Genomic DNA, 16,603 nt, shown 5'->3' with positions numbered 1-16,603 from the left:
GGTGAAAAAGTTGGCGAGGGTCAACCAACAGAAGAGATCACAAAACAACCAGTAGATAAGATTGTAGAATTCGGTGGCGAGAAAATACCGCAAGGTCATAAAGATATCTTTGATCCAAACTTACCAACAGATCAAACGGAAAAAGTACCAGGTAAACCAGGAATTAAGAATCCAGACACAGGAAAAGTGATCGAAGAGCCAGTGGATGATGTGATTAAACACGGACCAAAAACGGGTACACCAGAAACAAAAACAGTAGAGATACCGTTTGAAACAAAACGTGAGTTTAATCCAAAATTACAACCTGGTGAAGAGCGAGTGAAACAAGAAGGACAACCAGGAAGTAAGACAATCACAACACCAATCACAGTGAACCCATTAACGGGTGAAAAAGTTGGCGAGGGTCAACCAACAGAAGAGATCACAAAACAACCAGTAGATAAGATTGTAGAATTCGGTGGCGAGAAAATACCGCAAGGTCATAAAGATATCTTTGATCCAAACTTACCAACAGATCAAACGGAAAAAGTACCAGGTAAACCAGGAATTAAGAATCCAGACACAGGAAAAGTGATCGAAGAGCCAGTGGATGATGTGATTAAACACGGACCAAAAACGGGTACACCAGAAACAAAAACAGTAGAGATACCGTTTGAAACAAAACGTGAGTTTAATCCAAAATTACAACCTGGTGAAGAGCGAGTGAAACAAGAGGGACAACCAGGAAGTAAGACAATCACAACACCAATCACAGTGAACCCATTAACGGGTGAAAAAGTTGGCGAAGGTCAACCAACAGAAGAGATCACAAAACAACCAGTAGATAAGATTGTAGAGTTTGGTGGCGAGAAACCAAAAGATCCAAAAGGACCTGAAAACCCAGAGAAGCCGAGCAGACCAACTCATCCAAGTGGCCCAGTAAATCCTGACAATCCAGGATTATCGAAAGACAGAGCAAAACCAAATGAACCAGTTCATTCAATGGATAAAAATGATAAAGTTAAAAAATCTAAAATTGCTAAAAAATCAGTAGCTAATCAAGAGAAAAAACGAGCAGAATTACCAAAAACAGGTGCAGAAAGCACACAAAAAGGATTGATCTTTAGTAGTATAATTGGAATTGCTGGATTAATGTTATTGGCACGTAGAAGAAAAAATTAAAATAATTCATTATTTAAATAATACTTGATTTGCATTCACTATATTTAGTTTGTTAAAAACAACCTAGAATATGATGAAAATGATATACACCCCAAAAGTTGGATTGAAAGACCTAACTTTAAGGGGTGTATTTTTGTTATAAATTTGATTTTTTGATAATATTTTCATATTTAATATAATCATAATTAGTAGAATATAACCTCTGAGTAGTCATTTTGGGGGTTATGTATGGTGTTTCAAGTAGTATGTAAATTTCGAAATAATTGATATTTAACTGACTAAATTATATTAGAATTAATTGCGCTTTGGATAAAGAGAGTTTAGAAGAAGGTCTAAAAAAGCTGGTGGATGCATTCAATTATTTTTATGAGAGGTGATAAATATGTTGTACTTAGAAGTTTTGAAAAATAGAAACTTTACATATTTATTGATTGGTAATTTCTTACGTCGGAGTTGCTTTGTGCTGTTTTCGTTACAAATAATTTGGTTTACTGTTGAATTGACAAACCAATCATCTTTAAAATTATCAATGATGGTTATGAGTCAAACACTACCATTTATTATATTTGGTATTTTCGGTGGCGCATATTCTGATAAACATAATAAAAAGAAAATACTTTATCTATCTGATCTTATACTAAGTTTGATTATAATAATTATTCCTTTACTTGCAATAACATCAAATTTAAATTATCTGACGCTTCTAACCATATCTACAGCTATCACCATTATTAACTGCTATACGGATCCTGCGTTTAGGGCAATTCTTCCTGAAATTATTGATGAGGAGCATTTAGCAACAAGTAATGCGTTAATCGATAGTTTGCAAAGAGGCTCAAATATTATTTTACCTGCTTTAATTGGTGTCATTGTAATACTAGTTGGTAATGTTGGCGTCTTTTTTATTTGCAGTATATTGCTATTTTTAGGATTTATTTTTAATGCACTTTTAAAATATACAAATAACAACATGATTGATAGACACTCAAAAGAAGATTTTTCTGAAACTTGGGAATTCTTGAAAAAATCTAAAGAAATTCCATTTATTATAATCATTCAATTTGCCTGCATATTGATTAATACTGGCCTTTGGCGTGTTGCATTACCATTGTTTATTTCCAATATATTAAAAGAGGGCGTTGGTGTATATGGACTAGCTACATCATGTTTAGGTATAGCGTCTTTATTAATGTCATTGATTATGGGTTTACTGTCAGAAAAACGATTAATCTTTAAATTTAGTATTGGTGTTTTAGTTTGGGGAATTGGTTTATCGATTATTAATGTGTTTCCAAGTGTGGCGATATTGTATATAGGTGCAACATTAGTGGGACTTGGACAATCTATAGAGGGACTAACAAGATCAGTTGCCATTCAAATAAAAACGCCAAATCATTTGATGGGGAAAGTATTTAGTATCTCATCTACATCGAATTACGCAGCGGATACATTATCTTTAGGACTGATAAGTTTAATTATACCTTTACTAAGCTTAAGTAATATATTTATATCAGGAGGTGCAATTATTTCAATGCTTAGCTTATCGGGGTTAAAGTTTTTTAAGAAGTCTATGTAAACATAATAGAATTTTAATCAATGCTATTAAGGTGGGAATTGAAATGAAATATAAAATTAGTTTGGCTTATAATTTAGCAATTATAATAGGGTCGCTAATTATATTATGTATACTAATATCTAGAGGTTATGATATATATGTAATCTTGATTCCAATTTTGACTATTTTAGCTAGTTTAATCAATTTAATTTGTGATATTAAAAAGCATAAATGATTCTATATTAATGCAACTTTGTATTCGTACAAGGTTGTATTTTTTTCGCAAACAATTACTTAATGACAGCGCATCAATAAATCTAACCAACACACTATCGCAAACATTTATGGATATTTTGTGATTTTATAAAAGCAAACGTAGAATAATGCGATAAGTAATAATGCTATCGTTAAAAATAAGAATGACAATGCAATAAAATCATATTCAAAGCATAGAATTGAAGACATTAAAAATACTGCACTCAAACTGATACATAGCGTAAATATATATGCAATTTGGTTCTTGTGTTTATCTGCAATGGTCGTTTGATTTATATAAGAAATTAGTGTGAAATCTTTAGTTATTGCGACATAAATGCCTAATATAACCATACTTATGCAGAATACGATACTAAATACGATGTTGACGGTCATTGTTGCACCTTCCTGATAGAATATAATGTACTGTCTTTTAGTAATGAATGCGTATCTTATATATGTATGTTTCTAAAAAACAGTACGTTTTTATCAATTTTTAATTTATTAGTTGAATGAATGGGGTTATGAAAAAGGAAGTTTTAATCTTTTGTCATGAAATAAATGGGATGAATATCACGACTAGAAGTAATGTTACGAACAGGAGCGTATAAATCTAGAGACGCTAAATTCGACATAGTATGTTGCTCAATTATGGCTGATGATGAGTTTAAAGTATGTGCGTTGGAACTGTCGGATTTTTGTTCATAATGTTTTGCATATTGTGCCATGATGAATAGTGTAAAAATAAATAAAACAATAAGAGATATAATGCCCATAATCAAAAGTATTTGTTTAGAGCCTTTCATTATTTCACATCCTTTCTAAAATATATTTGTAACTAAATTTAAAATAGTTATTTTTGTAATTCTAAACCTTTTTCATCGCGAAAACAATTAAATAGGTCGCGGTATTAATTATTATATTATTACCGCTTAATATGAAAAATACATGAAAATTAATTTTCTAATATACTTTTGAAAAATTATTACAAATTAGCCCCTTCAAAACGCGAAAACATAAGGATTCTAGTTTCAAAAGGGCTGATAAGTATAAAATGAAATGTAATATTTCGATGTTTAAAATTTTTAATTAGCTAAAAATCATCGCATTAATTTTTTGAGCTACATCATCAAAATTCGGACATTTTAACGACACATATAATTTAATTTTAGGTTCAGTACCAGAAGGACGTAAAGCGATAAATCCTTCGTCAAATAAGACACGAATAACATTTGATTTAGGAGAATTAATCTGCGACGTTGTGTCTTTATCCAAATGATAAACCTCGCTAGTTAAATAATCTTCAATTGCTTTCACTTTCAGTCCTTGAATCTCTTGCGGTGGATTTGAACGGAATTTGGTCATTATTGCATTAATTTTCTTTTTCCCTTCAAATCCTTCTAGCGTATGCGAGAATAATGTATCCTCATGTCTACCAACAGTTTGATAAATCTGTTCTAATTCATCTTTCAATGTTTTGCCATATAATTTTAACTCAGAAGCGTATTTTATAATGAGTGGCACAATTTGTACGGCATCTTTATCACGTACAAAAGGCTCTGATAGAAAACCGTAACTCTCTTCAAATGCGAAAATCATATTTTGATGATCATCCAGTTGTCTTATTTCCTGAGCAATAAATTTAAAGCCCGTCAGCACCTCTTTGTATTCAACATTATTATAGCGTGATAATGACTTTGTTAACTCACTACTTACAATAGATTGAATCATTAAGCGGTGACGTAATTGAGACGTTTGTTGAATACGATAATTAAGTAACAGCGCACCAATTTGGTTGCCATTAAAATACGTGATATGACCATGTGCATCACGTTCAGCAATGCCAAGACGATCCGCATCAGGATCAGTTGATATTAATAAGTTTGCATGACTTTTATTTGCAAGTTCGACTGCTTTATCAAAAGCGCGATGATCTTCAGGATTAGCACTTTGAACTGAGCTAAAATTCGGATCAGGTTTACATTGTGCTTCTACAAGATTAAATTGATTGAAATTCAAAGATTTTAATAACTCAGGTACAATCGGAACACTTGTACCATGTAAACTAGTGAACACAACTTGTAAATCAGATTTAGGAATATAGCCAATCATATTTTGAATGTGTTTCATATAGCCATCAGTTACAGATTTCGGAAATGGCTTGATATAAGATGTATTTTGTTTTGAAGAAGGTATGTCAATCTGTAATGGATCGCCAACTTCTTCGATATAACGACTTGCAAGCTCAGATGCATCTGTTGATAGTTGCGCACCATCAGAACCATATACTTTAATGCCGTTATAGTCTTTCGGATTATGACTTGCTGTAATCATAATGCCAGCAGTAGTATTAAGATTGCGCACCGCGAACGATAATTCCGGTGTCGTTTTATATGTATCAGGTAAATAAACTGTTATTTGATGGTTTGCTAATACATTAGCAATAATTTGGGCGAATTCAGTTGAAAGATGTCTAATATCATAATGAATGACTATTGTTGGACTGTTTGTTTGGGCATTTAAATAACGCGCTAAACCTAATGCCAATTTTTCAATAGTAAACTTATTAAGTCGACCTTCACCAAGACCGAATTTTCCGCGTATACCCGCAGTACCAAATGTTAATTTACTTTCAAAACCTTCTCGCTGTTCAATGTCAGATTGCTGCTCATAAAAATGTTTAACTAAACTATCATTAGCTCTTTCTATCCATAATTCTTTATCCATTGTTGCTAAACATCCTTTCAAAATCTCAGTTAGACTTAATAAAACATGAAAACTAAAGCCCTTACATTTATGTATTGAATTATAAAGAAATACGCCCCAAAAGTAAAAAAACACAGCCCCAAGACAATACTTTTCACAAGTATTATATAATAGATGTGTATGAAAATGCATGGAGTAGATGTAAGAGTGATATATCATGCAGGAAAATGTAAAATATTAATTTTTAATATTGATTTATATATAGTTTTGTAATTTTTGATAGAATAACAATTAAGATGATTTTAAATTGAAGGGTGAGTCTTATGAAAAAAGTAATCAATGTAGTAGGAGCTATTATTTTTTCTGATAACAAAATTCTTTGTGCACAGAGAAGTGAAGAAATGAGTCTGCCTTTAATGTGGGAATTTCCTGGAGGTAAGGTTGAAAAGAATGAAACTGAAAAAGACGCTTTGATTAGAGAAATTAGAGAAGAAATGAAATGTGATCTAATTGTTGGAGACAAAGTTATAACTACAGAACATGAATATGATTTTGGAATTGTTAGGTTAACAACATACAAATGTACTTTAAACAAAGAGTTACCAACTCTAACTGAACATAAGAGTATTGAATGGTTGTCAATAAACGAACTTGATAAATTAAATTGGGCCCCAGCGGATATACCAGCCGTTAATAAAATTATGATCGAGGGATAATATGAGTAGATTACTAAATGATTTCAATCAATCTTTACATAAAGGGTTTATAGACAAAGATATTTCTCATAAAGGTAATTATACACCGAAGCTTTTAGTAAATAATAAAAATGAAAAAGTTCTTTCAACAATTATAGATGAACTTCAAAAATGTGAAACGTTCTATTTTTCTGTAGCTTTTATAACAGAAAGCGGTTTAGCCAGCTTAAAGGCTCAACTATTAGATTTAAGCAATAAGGGTGTTAAAGGGAAAATATTAACATCTAATTACTTAGGGTTTAATAGTCCTAAAATGTATGGAGAATTACTTAAATTAAAAAATGTAGAGGTAAGATTAACCGATATTGCTGGATTCCATGCCAAAGGATATATTTTTGAACATAAGGATTATAGTTCTATGGTAATAGGAAGCTCTAATTTAACATCTAATGCGTTAAAGGTTAATTATGAGCATAATGTTTTACTGTCTACTATGAAAAATGGCGATTTAGTTGATAGTGTAAAAAATGAATTTGACTTGTTATGGCAAAAGAGTATCCCACTGACTGAGCAATGGATTAATTCATATAAAGAATCATTTGAGTACCGTTCCTTAGAAAAATTAGCGGAGGTTGAACAAACTCAAATGCTGCTAGCTGATAAGGTGAAAAAATCAGTGGAAATTGTACCCAATTTAATGCAAGCAGAAGCATTAAGGTCATTAAAAGCTATTAGGGATAAAGCCAAAGATAAGGCGTTAATAATATCTGCAACTGGTACAGGTAAAACGATTTTATGTGCATTAGATGTTAGAGAAGTAAACCCTAATAAATTTTTATTTATTGTTCATAATGAGGGGATTTTAAATAGAGCTAAGGAAGAATTTAAAAAAGTATTACCTATAAAAAATGATAGTGATTTTGGATTGTTGACAGGAAAACATAGAGATGTCGATGCCAAATATTTATTTGCAACCATTCAAACATTATCTAGAGATGATAATTTTAAGCAATTTGATGAAAATGAATTTGATTATATTGTTTTTGATGAAGCACATCGTTCTGCTGCATCTACTTATCAACGAGTATTTAATTACTTCAAACCTAAGTTCATGCTGGGAATGACTGCTACACCAGAAAGATCAGATGAATTAAGTATATTTGAACTGTTTGATTATAATATTGCATATGAAATAAGGTTACAAGCAGCGTTAGAAAGTGATATTTTATGTCCATTTCATTATTTTGGTGTGACTGATTATGTACATCAAGGTATTAAAGAAGATGATGTAACTAAACTGAGATATTTAACTTCTGATGAAAGAGTTAATTATATTATTCAAAAGACAGATTACTATGGATATTCAGGTGAAATTTTACAAGGATTAATTTTTGTGAGTAGCAAAAAAGAAGCTTATGATTTAGCGGATAAACTAAGTTCAAAAGGGATTAAAAGTGTTGCTTTAACAGGAGATGATAGTGTTAATTATCGCCAAATTGTAATAGAAAAATTAAAAGAAGGTAAGATTAACTATATTATAACTGTAGATCTTTTTAACGAAGGTATTGATATTCCAGAAGTCAATCAAGTTGTAATGTTGAGACCAACAGAGTCTAGTATTATATTCATTCAGCAACTTGGTAGAGGATTAAGAAAAAGTGCAAATAAAGAGTATGTTACTGTAATTGATTTTATTGGTAATTATAAGACCAATTATTTAATTCCGATTGCGCTTTCTGGAGATCAATCGCAAAATAAAGATAATTATAAGAAGTTTTTAACGAATAACGATTCGATTAATGGAGTATCTACAATTAATTTTGAAGAAGTTGCTAAAAAACAGATTTACAATTCATTGGATGCAGTATCATTGAATCAAAATAAATTAATATTAAAAGCTTATGAAGAAGTTGAAAATAGATTGGGACACATGCCGTTACTAATGGATTTTATACAACAACATTCTATAGATCCAAGCGTTATATTTTCTAAATTTAGTAATTATTACGAGTTTTTAGTAAGGTATAAAAAAATAGATACTTTATTGACGGAAAATGAATCTAAAAATCTGGTTTTCTTTTCAAGACAAATAGCACCTGGATTGAAAAGAATCGATAGTTTAGTTTTAGAAGAACTTTTAAAAAATGAATTAACATATGATGAATTAAAAAATAAAATGTTGAACGAAGTTAAGGTTATAACAGAAGATGATATAGATACTTCATTAAGAATTTTAGATTTTTCATTTTACAACGCAGGAATTGAAAAAATCTATGGAAGTCCCATTATAGAATGTAATGAAAGAATGATAAGACTAAGCGATGCATTTACTAATGCTCTAAGTAATCAAACATTTAAAATATTTTTAGAAGATCTTATTGAATTATCAAAGTATAACAATGAAAAATACCAAAAAGGTAAAAATGGACTGATTTTATATAATAAATATTCAAGAGAAGATTTTAGCAAAATATTTAATTGGAATAAAAATGGTTCGTCTGTAATCATGGGATACATGATAAGAAGCCAAGAAATGCCAATATTTATCACTTATGATAAGCATGAGGATATAAGTGATAGCACAAAATATGAAGATGAATTTTTAAGTCAAGATGAATTAAAATGGTTTACTAAATCTAATAGAACGCTAAAATCAAAAGAAGTTCAGAAAATTTTGTCCCATAGAGCAAAAGGAATTAAAATGTATATTTTTGTACAGAAAAAAGATGATGATGGTATATATTTTTATTATTTAGGAACTGCTGGATATATAGAAGGTTCAGAGAAGCAAGATAAAATGCCGAATGGTTCAAACGTAGTAACTATGGATTTAGCACTCGATAAAGCTGTAAGAGATGATATATATCGCTATATAACAAATTAATGTAAACCGAAAAATGAATGTTAGTAAAGATGTATTTAAACATCACTTTTAATAAGTAAAGACATTGAGTTTCAGTGTTATTATTTTAAATATAAGCGCAATTTATCTTAATTAATTAGTTGGTTAGGCCAATAAAAATTATAAAGATATTTGCGCTTTTTAAATAATTTGTGATGTTGATATGTGAAAAATACAACTAACAATTAAAAGCCAAGAGGATTTAATCATAAAATTCCCTCTAGTATTATTAATATTGGAATTTGAACTTAACTTTGCATCAAAAATAAAAATGGGGGTGTGAAATGATGATTCATTCAAAAAGGTTGAGGCTCTGGCTGTATTTAGTATTATTAGCTGTTTTTATTAGCGCGTGTAACGTGAAAGAAGATAAACAAATTAAAGAAAATTTCAACAAAACATTGAGTTTATATCCAACCAAGAATCTCGATGATTTTTACGATAAGGAAGGTTTTCGAGATCAAGAGTTTGATAAAAGAGATAAAGGGACTTGGATTATTAATTCTGGAATGAACATCCAATTAAAAGGAGGAGCTTTAAAATCCAGAGAGATGGTACTTTACATCAATCGTAACACTAGAACAGCTAAGGGATATTTTTTAATAAGTGAGACAACAGAAGACAAAAAAGGATACGTCCATAATAAAGATAAAAAATACCCTGTCAAGATGGAACATAATCAAATTATTCCAACGAAGCCCATAAGGGATGATAAGTTAAAAAAAGAGATTGAAAACTTTAAGTTCTTTGTACAATATGGGGATTTTAAAGATTATAAAGATGGGGATATTTCATACAATCCTAACGTACCAAGTTATTCCGCAAACTATCAATTGAATAATGATGATTATAATGTCCAACAATTAAGAAAACGATATGATATATCAACCAAAAGGGCTCCGGAATTAAAATTGAGAGGATCTGGCGATTTAAAAGGCTCATCTGTAGGTTCTAAAGAACTAGAATTTAACTTTATAAGAAATAAAGAAGAAAATGTGTATTTTTCTGATAGTATTAATTTCAAACCTACTGAATAGGGTTAATAGAAGTTTGGAATAAAATTCCATAAAGTGTTCAAAATAATTTTTCGCTTTAGTTGTAAATATTAAAAACTGAGTCAGTATTAAAAATATAAGGTGGAGAAATGATGATGCATTCAAAGAAATTAATGCTCGGTATATGTTTGGTATTACTCATTATATTGATTGTAGGTTATGTCATTATGACAAAAATAAATAGTCGAAGCGCCCAAATTAAAGACACATTTAATCAAACATTAAAATTATATCCAACCAAAAATCTCGATGATTTTTACGATAAGGAAGGCTTTCGAGATCAAGAATTTGGCAAAGGAGACAAAGGTACTTGGATTATTAATTCTGGAATGAACATCCAATTAAAAGGAGGAGCCTTAAAATCCAGAGAGATGGTACTTTACATCAATCGTAACACTAGAACAACGAAAGGATATTTTATAGTAGGTGAGATAACTAAAGATAAAAAAGGATATACACATGATAAAGATAAAAAATACCCTGTCAAGATGGAACATAATCAAATAATCCCAACAAAACCTATAAAAGACGAGAAGTTAAAAAAAGAAATTGAAGACTTTAAGTTTTTTGTACAATATGGCAACTTTAAAGATTTTAAAGATTATAAAAATGGGGATATTTCATACAATCCAAACGTACCAAGTTATTCGGCAAAATATCAATTAAGTAATGACGATTATAATGTCCAACAATTAAGAAAAAGATATGATATACCGACTAAAAAAGCACCAGAACTATTGTTGAAAGGTGATGGCGATTTAAAAGGTTCATCCATAGGCTCTAAAGACTTAGAATTTATCTTTGTACAAAATAAAAGAGAGAATATCTATTTTACAGATTCGGTTGAATTTACTCCAAGCGAGGATGATAAATCGTGAGTCAAACTGAATAGGGATAATAGAAGTTTGGAATTAAATTTTCATAAAGCACTAGGTAAAAGATTATAACGATAACTCTTAAAATTAATAATAAATCACAGAAACTTTATCTTTTGATTTAATTGTTTTATAATTCTGATAAGAAGATTTAAAATACAAAATAATTACAATTAAATTTATTTGTTCAAAACAATTTTTCGTTTTAGTTGTAAATATTAAAAACTGAGTCAGAATTATAAATATAAGGTGGAGAAATGATGATTCATTCAAAAAAATTAACGCTCGGTATATGTTTGGTATTACTCATTATATTGATTGGAGGTTATGTCATTATGACAAAAGCAAATGGTCGAAACGCCCAAATTAAAGACACATTTAATCAAACATTAAAATTATATCCAACCAAAAATCTCGATGATTTTTACGATAAAGAAGGCTTTCGAGATCAAGAATTTGACAAAGGAGACAAAGGTACTTGGATAATCAGCTCTGAAATGAATATTCAATTAAAGGGAGAAAGTTTAAAATCAAGAGGAATGATTCTATATATGAATAGAAATACAAGAAGGACAACAGGTTATTTTTTTGTAAGTGAAACAAAAGGAAAAACGTATGAAAAAGAAAGAAAATATCCAGTCAAAATGGAACATAATCAAATTATCCCAACGAAGCCAATACAAGATGACAAGTTGAAAAAAGAAATTGAAAACTTTAAATTTTTTGTACAATATGGCAATTTTAAAGATATTAATGATTATAAAAATGGTGATATTTCATATAATCCTAATGTGCCTAGTTATTCAGCGGAATATCAATTGAGGAATGATGATTATAATGTGCAACAGTTAAGAAAAAAATATGACATACCAACGAAACAAGCACCGAAACTGTTATTAAAAGGCGATGGTGATTTAAAAGGATCATCTGTAGGGTCTAAAGAGTTAGAATTTACTTTTGTCGAAAATAAAAAAGAAAATATTTACTTTTCTGATAATATTGATTATAAACCGACTGAGCGAGATGAATTATGATGAAATCAGATTATCAAATTAATTCAGGTAATATAACAAGTCATTCTGAAGAAACAAGTGCAGTGTCAAAAATTGGCTATGAAATTGAAAATGCCAATAATAATAATTTGGGGGTAGAAAAAATCAGGAGGCAAATTGTAAAGTTACAAAAAAAGGACAGTTTCCCTAAAAATTTAAAATATGTCGATAGTTATACAGACCCAAAAACAGGTACGACTACAAGTGCCTTTTTAAATAAAGACACAGGCAAAGTTACTTTAGGTATGACAGGTACTAATGTAAACAAAGATGCAAGTGAAACGCTAAAGGATTTTGGGGCCGATGTCAATATTGGCCTTCATATAGTCACAGATAAAGATCCACATTATAAAAATACCCAAGACTTTATCAAAAATATCAAAAAAGACTATGATATTGATATTATTACCGGACATTCGCTGGGCGGTAGAGATGCGATGATTTTAGGTATGAGTAATGATATTAAACATATCGTTGTGTATAATCCAGCGCCATTAGCGATCAAAGATGTGAGTGGTCTTTATGCCGATGAAGATGAACTTAAAAAATTGATTGAAAAGTACGATGGTCACATTGTAAGGTTCGTGTCTGATGAAGACGAATTAGATGCAGTTGTCCGCAATCATTTATATGAAACTGCTGGGGAAAAAATAGTACTTAAAAATGGAGAAGGCCATTCAATGAGTGGTTTTTTAATAAGCGGAACACAGGCTATAATCTTAGCCGAATTAAACAAAGTTAAAGGCTATCAAGACGAAAATAATAAATCATTAAAATCCGTTCGTAAACAAACGAGGCATAGATTACATAAAGTAGAGACGTTAAGAGCGAATTGGATTCAAACAACGGGTGGATCACTCTCTTCCTCCCAACAACAATTATTAGAAGCTTTAACAGCACTAACCATTGCCGAAGGCTTAAATCAATTAGTGAATGAAGAAAGCCAACATTTGAAAAAAATGTATCACGCGATGGCACATAAATTTGGAGACAACTGGAAAAAAACGCAAGAAGTTGGAAATGAAATTGGTGAAAAATTAACCTCTGAAGAGGTTATAGATGAATTAAGAAAAGGTGGCGCGTATGAAAGTAAACTTGAAACAGATCCCAAAAGAAAAATTGATGATAAGATAAAGAAATTAAATGATGTTTATAAAAATTGTAATGGCTATATCGCAAAAATTAAACAGAGTATCGAAGCAATTGTTTCTAATGACCAAATGTTAGCGAGCCAGATTGATGGGATGATGTAATGTTTACTACGTATAAAAATATTAATGAACTTGAAAATGCCTATGATGAAGAAAGAAAACAATTGAATGATGCATTCAATCAAATTGATGAATTAAGACATCAAACACGCAAGAAATGTGAACAAATGTATGATCATTTCTTATATCTCAAACATAAAATGAATTATAGTGAAGACGCTATGATCAGGATGACACGTATTATAGAATCTTTCGATAGAGAAACGAATCAACGTATCCGACATCACGAAATGAAATTAGAAGATTATAAAGATGAGTTAAGAAGAGAATATCTAAAACAATCTGACAGAATTGAAGGAGATGAATAAGCGTGGGACTTGATTTTAGTGGTTTACCAGATTTAGCAGTATTGGAACAAATGAAGGAAAAAGAACAGATTAGTGAGGTTATTGCGCCTGAACATGTTCGGATGCATCATGATCATCAAAATAAGCTGAAAAGTGATGAGAAAATATTACTTGACCAAATGGTAAGTCATTTTAAAAAATTTGAAGATGATTTTAAAAATGCGGCACAAGGGGCTTGGGTGAAAAATGCCACAGACGAATTAAAAGATATTAGTAATGATTTAGAAAAAATTCAAGATATTAAAGTATAAAAAGGTATTAAGAAACACAATAAGTATATAATCCATTTAATAATAAATGAATTATATAGTTCATAATTTCGACTATAAGTGGCTATTAGCCATTATTTTTCGGGATCTGTGTCAAATCGGACTAATGAATTCAATAATGGAAGTTAAGCAACCAATCTTTGTTTAACTTCTTTTTTATTTTTTGGAAAATAAAGTTTTGAACATAATAAAATTTGATTATGTTTTAACGAATTTTGATGTTTCTTGAACTATATATCATCTAGTCGTCATTTACAATTGGTAAATATGACTTCAAACTGTATGAAGGTGATGGCGATTAAAAGGCTCATCCGTAGGTTCTAAAGAACTAGAATTTAACTTTATAAGAAATAAAGAAGAAAATGTGTATTTTTCTGATAGTATTAATTTCAAACCTACTGAATAGAGTTAATAGAAGTTTGAAATAAAAATTTCATAAAGTGTTCAAAATAATTTTTCGCTTTAGTTGTAAATATTAAAAACTGAGTCAATATTAAAAATATAAGGTGGAGAAATGATGATTCATTCAAAGAAATTAACGCTCGGTATATGCTTGGTATTACTCATTATATTGATTGTAGGTTATGTCATTATGACAAAAACAAATGGTCGAAACGCCCAAATTAAAGACACATTTAATCAAACATTAAAATTATATCCAACCAAAAATCTCGATGATTTTTACGATAAAGAAGGCTTTCGAGATCAAGAATTTAAAAAGGGTGATAAAGGTACTTGGATAGTTAATTCTGAAATGGTAATCGAGCCAAAAGGTAAGGATATGGAAACGAGAGGAATGGTGCTCTATATCAATCGCAATACTAGAACCACAAAAGGGTATTATTTTATAAGTGAAATGACAGATGACAGTAACGGCAGGCCAAAGGATGATGAAAAAAGGTATCCGGTAAAAATGGAACATAATAAAATCATACCAACGAAGCCACTACCGAATGACAAGTTAAGAAAAGAAATCGAAAACTTTAAATTCTTTGTACAATACGGTGACTTTAAAGATATTAATGATTATAAAGATGGTGACATTTCATATAATCCTAATGTTCCAAGTTATTCCGCAAAATATCAATTGAAAAACGATGACTACAATGTGAAGCAACTTCGAAAAAGATATGATATTCCAACCAACAAAGCTCCGAAATTATTAATAAAAGGTGATGGTGATTTAAAAGGCTCATCTGTAGGATCAAAAAATCTAGAATTTACCTTTGTAGAAAATAAAGAAGAAAACATTTATTTTACAGATTCTGTACAATATACTCCAAGTGAGGGTACAAGTTATGAGTCAAACTGAATATCAAATAAAACCTGGTAATATAACAAGTAACTCTGAAGAAACAAGTTCGATATCTAAAGTGAGCTGTGAAATATAGGTAGCCATTTCAAAAAATTTAAAGGTGAATTTGATAATGTAGCTCAAGGAGATTGGGTTAAAAAGGCGAAGAATGAACTGGATGATATTAGTAAGAAATAAAAAAATATTCAAAGAACGGAAGTTTAATATTCTAGCCGATTCCTGAAACTAAGACAGCTTGTGTTCATTCATGCCATTATCAATATAATCACTACAACAAAAAAGCTTCTAATGTGATACAGGAACCTCATATTCCGTATCATGTTAGAAGCTTTTAATGTCTAAAGAACATCTACATTTTATCATATTTTCTTACTTATTAAACTTTTATATAATTAAATATTTCTTAATTTTCCAAAATAGTGATAAATTTGTGAAATACATCACAAATCCCTTTATTTATTTGGAAATTCATGTAATATTAGACTTGTAAGAAGTTAATAAATAGAGAGAGACGAGAGAGTTTATATAAATAATATATAAACATTGGAGTGATGATTATGAGAAAAGAGATTGAAGCGCTTATTTTCTCAGACGTAAGTAGCTATGATATTTACGTGAACACTGGTGTAAATCAAGGATTAATTGGTGACATCAAAGATGGTTACCTAACTATTGATTCTATGCCTTACATTGATGCTGAGCGTTTGTATCACTTTGCTATGGAACGTAAATCGTTAGTCACTAACTAGTTCTTATTGCCAATGATTACTACCCCTAGTCGGCGGCAATTGAAGTGTGATTGATGTAACTTGCCCTCGTTGGTGAGCAATTGAGGGCAGACCCCTTTAATTAAGTAAACCCTAACTCCCCACAAATCTGGAACGATACTAAAAGCCACGTCCTATATTGGATGTGGCTTTAGTCATGCTTATATTATTTTTAAAACGATTACCTACTGGAAATGATAATTTAATAATGTACACTTTTGATTGTTTAAACATGTACAATTTTTAAACACCTAGAGATAATTTTATTGAGGTGAACAACAATGAAATTATCTTTAGACATAAATACTGATTTTGAAGTTACTACTCTTACAGATTTACCAAAATTAAAAATTGTTATGGAGAACTTAAACATGAAAA

Annotated in this window: 16 protein-coding genes and 2 pseudogenes; 14 read left to right on the top strand and 4 right to left on the bottom strand. The window is 30.2% G+C overall.

Features of this window, described 5'->3' with window-relative positions; translation table 11 throughout:
* The 3 genes from IDG65_RS13080 to IDG65_RS13070 form a co-directional block, all read left to right on the top strand.
* The coding region (locus IDG65_RS13080) for an E domain-containing protein (RefSeq protein WP_206174137.1) at nucleotides 1-1,161 on the top strand (1,161 nt) is incomplete at its 5' end.
* Nucleotides 1,162-1,543: 382 nt separating this feature from the next.
* On the top strand, nucleotides 1,544-2,737 hold the full coding sequence (locus IDG65_RS13075; RefSeq protein WP_000966095.1) for an MFS transporter: 1,194 nt from the start codon (nucleotides 1,544-1,546) through the stop codon (nucleotides 2,735-2,737).
* A gap of 10 nt (nucleotides 2,738-2,747) precedes the next feature.
* A complete protein-coding gene (locus IDG65_RS13070; RefSeq protein ID WP_072398205.1) occupies nucleotides 2,748-2,951 on the top strand; it encodes a hypothetical protein in 204 nt (67 codons plus the stop codon).
* 107 nt (nucleotides 2,952-3,058) lie between these two features.
* On the opposite strand, the gene IDG65_RS13065 is transcribed toward IDG65_RS13070, so the two are convergent.
* From IDG65_RS13065 to IDG65_RS13055, 3 genes are all read right to left on the bottom strand, one after another.
* On the bottom strand, nucleotides 3,059-3,367 hold the full coding sequence (locus IDG65_RS13065) for a hypothetical protein (RefSeq protein ID WP_000217714.1): 309 nt from the start codon (nucleotides 3,365-3,367) through the stop codon (nucleotides 3,059-3,061).
* 143 nt (nucleotides 3,368-3,510) lie between these two features.
* On the bottom strand, nucleotides 3,511-3,777 hold the full coding sequence (scrA, locus tag IDG65_RS13060; RefSeq protein WP_000678764.1) for a SaeRS system activator ScrA: 267 nt from the start codon (nucleotides 3,775-3,777) through the stop codon (nucleotides 3,511-3,513).
* 283 nt (nucleotides 3,778-4,060) lie between these two features.
* The gene (locus IDG65_RS13055; protein ID WP_075583758.1) at nucleotides 4,061-5,869 is read right to left on the bottom strand and encodes a phospho-sugar mutase; all 1,809 of its coding nucleotides are present in this window, start codon (nucleotides 5,867-5,869) and stop codon (nucleotides 4,061-4,063) included.
* A gap of 131 nt (nucleotides 5,870-6,000) precedes the next feature.
* Between IDG65_RS13055 and IDG65_RS13050 the strand changes: the two genes are divergently transcribed.
* From IDG65_RS13050 to IDG65_RS12995, 11 genes and pseudogenes are all read left to right on the top strand, one after another.
* Nucleotides 6,001-6,393, top strand: coding sequence for a (deoxy)nucleoside triphosphate pyrophosphohydrolase (locus tag IDG65_RS13050; protein ID WP_052997700.1), 393 nt, complete (start codon nucleotides 6,001-6,003; stop codon nucleotides 6,391-6,393).
* 1 nt (nucleotide 6,394) lies between these two features.
* The gene (locus IDG65_RS13045; RefSeq protein ID WP_000088704.1) at nucleotides 6,395-9,256 is read left to right on the top strand and encodes a DEAD/DEAH box helicase; all 2,862 of its coding nucleotides are present in this window, start codon (nucleotides 6,395-6,397) and stop codon (nucleotides 9,254-9,256) included.
* A gap of 305 nt (nucleotides 9,257-9,561) precedes the next feature.
* Nucleotides 9,562-10,311, top strand: coding sequence for a tandem-type lipoprotein (locus IDG65_RS13040; protein WP_000581912.1), 750 nt, complete (start codon nucleotides 9,562-9,564; stop codon nucleotides 10,309-10,311).
* Between the two features lie 110 nt (nucleotides 10,312-10,421).
* A complete protein-coding gene (locus IDG65_RS13035; RefSeq protein WP_000972273.1) occupies nucleotides 10,422-11,207 on the top strand; it encodes a tandem-type lipoprotein in 786 nt (261 codons plus the stop codon).
* A 257-nt stretch (nucleotides 11,208-11,464) separates the two neighbouring features.
* Nucleotides 11,465-12,238 carry a tandem-type lipoprotein gene (locus IDG65_RS13030; protein WP_000581879.1) on the top strand — a complete coding sequence of 258 codons (774 nt, stop codon included), beginning with the start codon at nucleotides 11,465-11,467 and terminating at the stop codon, nucleotides 12,236-12,238.
* The gene (locus tag IDG65_RS13025) at nucleotides 12,235-13,509 is read left to right on the top strand and encodes a hypothetical protein (protein WP_000978018.1); all 1,275 of its coding nucleotides are present in this window, start codon (nucleotides 12,235-12,237) and stop codon (nucleotides 13,507-13,509) included. The genes IDG65_RS13030 and IDG65_RS13025 overlap by 4 nt, the downstream gene beginning before the upstream one ends.
* Nucleotides 13,509-13,835 (top strand): hypothetical protein, encoded by a 327-nt coding sequence (locus tag IDG65_RS13020; protein WP_000495498.1) that lies wholly within the window; start codon nucleotides 13,509-13,511, stop codon nucleotides 13,833-13,835. The genes IDG65_RS13025 and IDG65_RS13020 overlap by 1 nt, the downstream gene beginning before the upstream one ends.
* 2 nt (nucleotides 13,836-13,837) lie before the next feature.
* Nucleotides 13,838-14,125 carry a hypothetical protein gene (locus tag IDG65_RS13015; protein WP_000521958.1) on the top strand — a complete coding sequence of 96 codons (288 nt, stop codon included), beginning with the start codon at nucleotides 13,838-13,840 and terminating at the stop codon, nucleotides 14,123-14,125.
* 316 nt (nucleotides 14,126-14,441) lie between these two features.
* Nucleotides 14,442-14,549 (top strand): annotated as a pseudogene (locus tag IDG65_RS13010) (Csa1 family protein); the annotation flags it as partial.
* 111 nt (nucleotides 14,550-14,660) lie between these two features.
* Nucleotides 14,661-15,455, top strand: a complete 795-nt coding sequence (locus IDG65_RS13005) for a tandem-type lipoprotein (protein ID WP_000581892.1) — start codon at nucleotides 14,661-14,663, stop codon at nucleotides 15,453-15,455.
* Between the two features lie 560 nt (nucleotides 15,456-16,015).
* Nucleotides 16,016-16,207, top strand: coding sequence for a hypothetical protein (locus tag IDG65_RS12995; RefSeq protein WP_001224379.1), 192 nt, complete (start codon nucleotides 16,016-16,018; stop codon nucleotides 16,205-16,207).
* Nucleotides 16,208-16,345: 138 nt separating this feature from the next.
* Here the strand turns inward: IDG65_RS12995 and IDG65_RS14885 are convergent.
* Nucleotides 16,346-16,414: pseudogene (locus tag IDG65_RS14885) on the bottom strand (hypothetical protein); the annotation flags it as partial.
* Between the last annotated feature and the right edge of the window lie 189 nt (nucleotides 16,415-16,603).

Origin of the sequence: Staphylococcus sp. EG-SA-17, from assembly GCF_017151845.1 — a bacterium.
In the GTDB taxonomy this organism is placed as follows: Bacteria; Bacillota; Bacilli; order Staphylococcales; family Staphylococcaceae; genus Staphylococcus; species Staphylococcus aureus.
This window is presented reverse-complemented; position numbering and strand designations above follow the sequence as displayed.

Coding starts and splice junctions, on each gene's coding strand:
- IDG65_RS13075 (WP_000966095.1), top strand. CDS start 1,544: ATGTTGTACTTAGAAGTTTTGAAAAATAGAAACTTTACATATTTATTG.
- IDG65_RS13065 (WP_000217714.1), bottom strand. CDS start 3,367: ATGACCGTCAACATCGTATTTAGTATCGTATTCTGCATAAGTATGGTT.
- scrA (WP_000678764.1), bottom strand. CDS start 3,777: ATGAAAGGCTCTAAACAAATACTTTTGATTATGGGCATTATATCTCTT.
- IDG65_RS13055 (WP_075583758.1), bottom strand. CDS start 5,869: ATGCATTTTCATACACATCTATTATATAATACTTGTGAAAAGTATTGT.
- IDG65_RS13050 (WP_052997700.1), top strand. CDS start 6,001: ATGAAAAAAGTAATCAATGTAGTAGGAGCTATTATTTTTTCTGATAAC.
- IDG65_RS13045 (WP_000088704.1), top strand. CDS start 6,395: ATGAGTAGATTACTAAATGATTTCAATCAATCTTTACATAAAGGGTTT.
- IDG65_RS13040 (WP_000581912.1), top strand. CDS start 9,562: ATGATTCATTCAAAAAGGTTGAGGCTCTGGCTGTATTTAGTATTATTA.
- IDG65_RS13035 (WP_000972273.1), top strand. CDS start 10,422: ATGATGCATTCAAAGAAATTAATGCTCGGTATATGTTTGGTATTACTC.
- IDG65_RS13030 (WP_000581879.1), top strand. CDS start 11,465: ATGATTCATTCAAAAAAATTAACGCTCGGTATATGTTTGGTATTACTC.
- IDG65_RS13025 (WP_000978018.1), top strand. CDS start 12,235: ATGATGAAATCAGATTATCAAATTAATTCAGGTAATATAACAAGTCAT.
- IDG65_RS13020 (WP_000495498.1), top strand. CDS start 13,509: ATGTTTACTACGTATAAAAATATTAATGAACTTGAAAATGCCTATGAT.
- IDG65_RS13005 (WP_000581892.1), top strand. CDS start 14,661: ATGATTCATTCAAAGAAATTAACGCTCGGTATATGCTTGGTATTACTC.
- IDG65_RS12995 (WP_001224379.1), top strand. CDS start 16,016: ATGAGAAAAGAGATTGAAGCGCTTATTTTCTCAGACGTAAGTAGCTAT.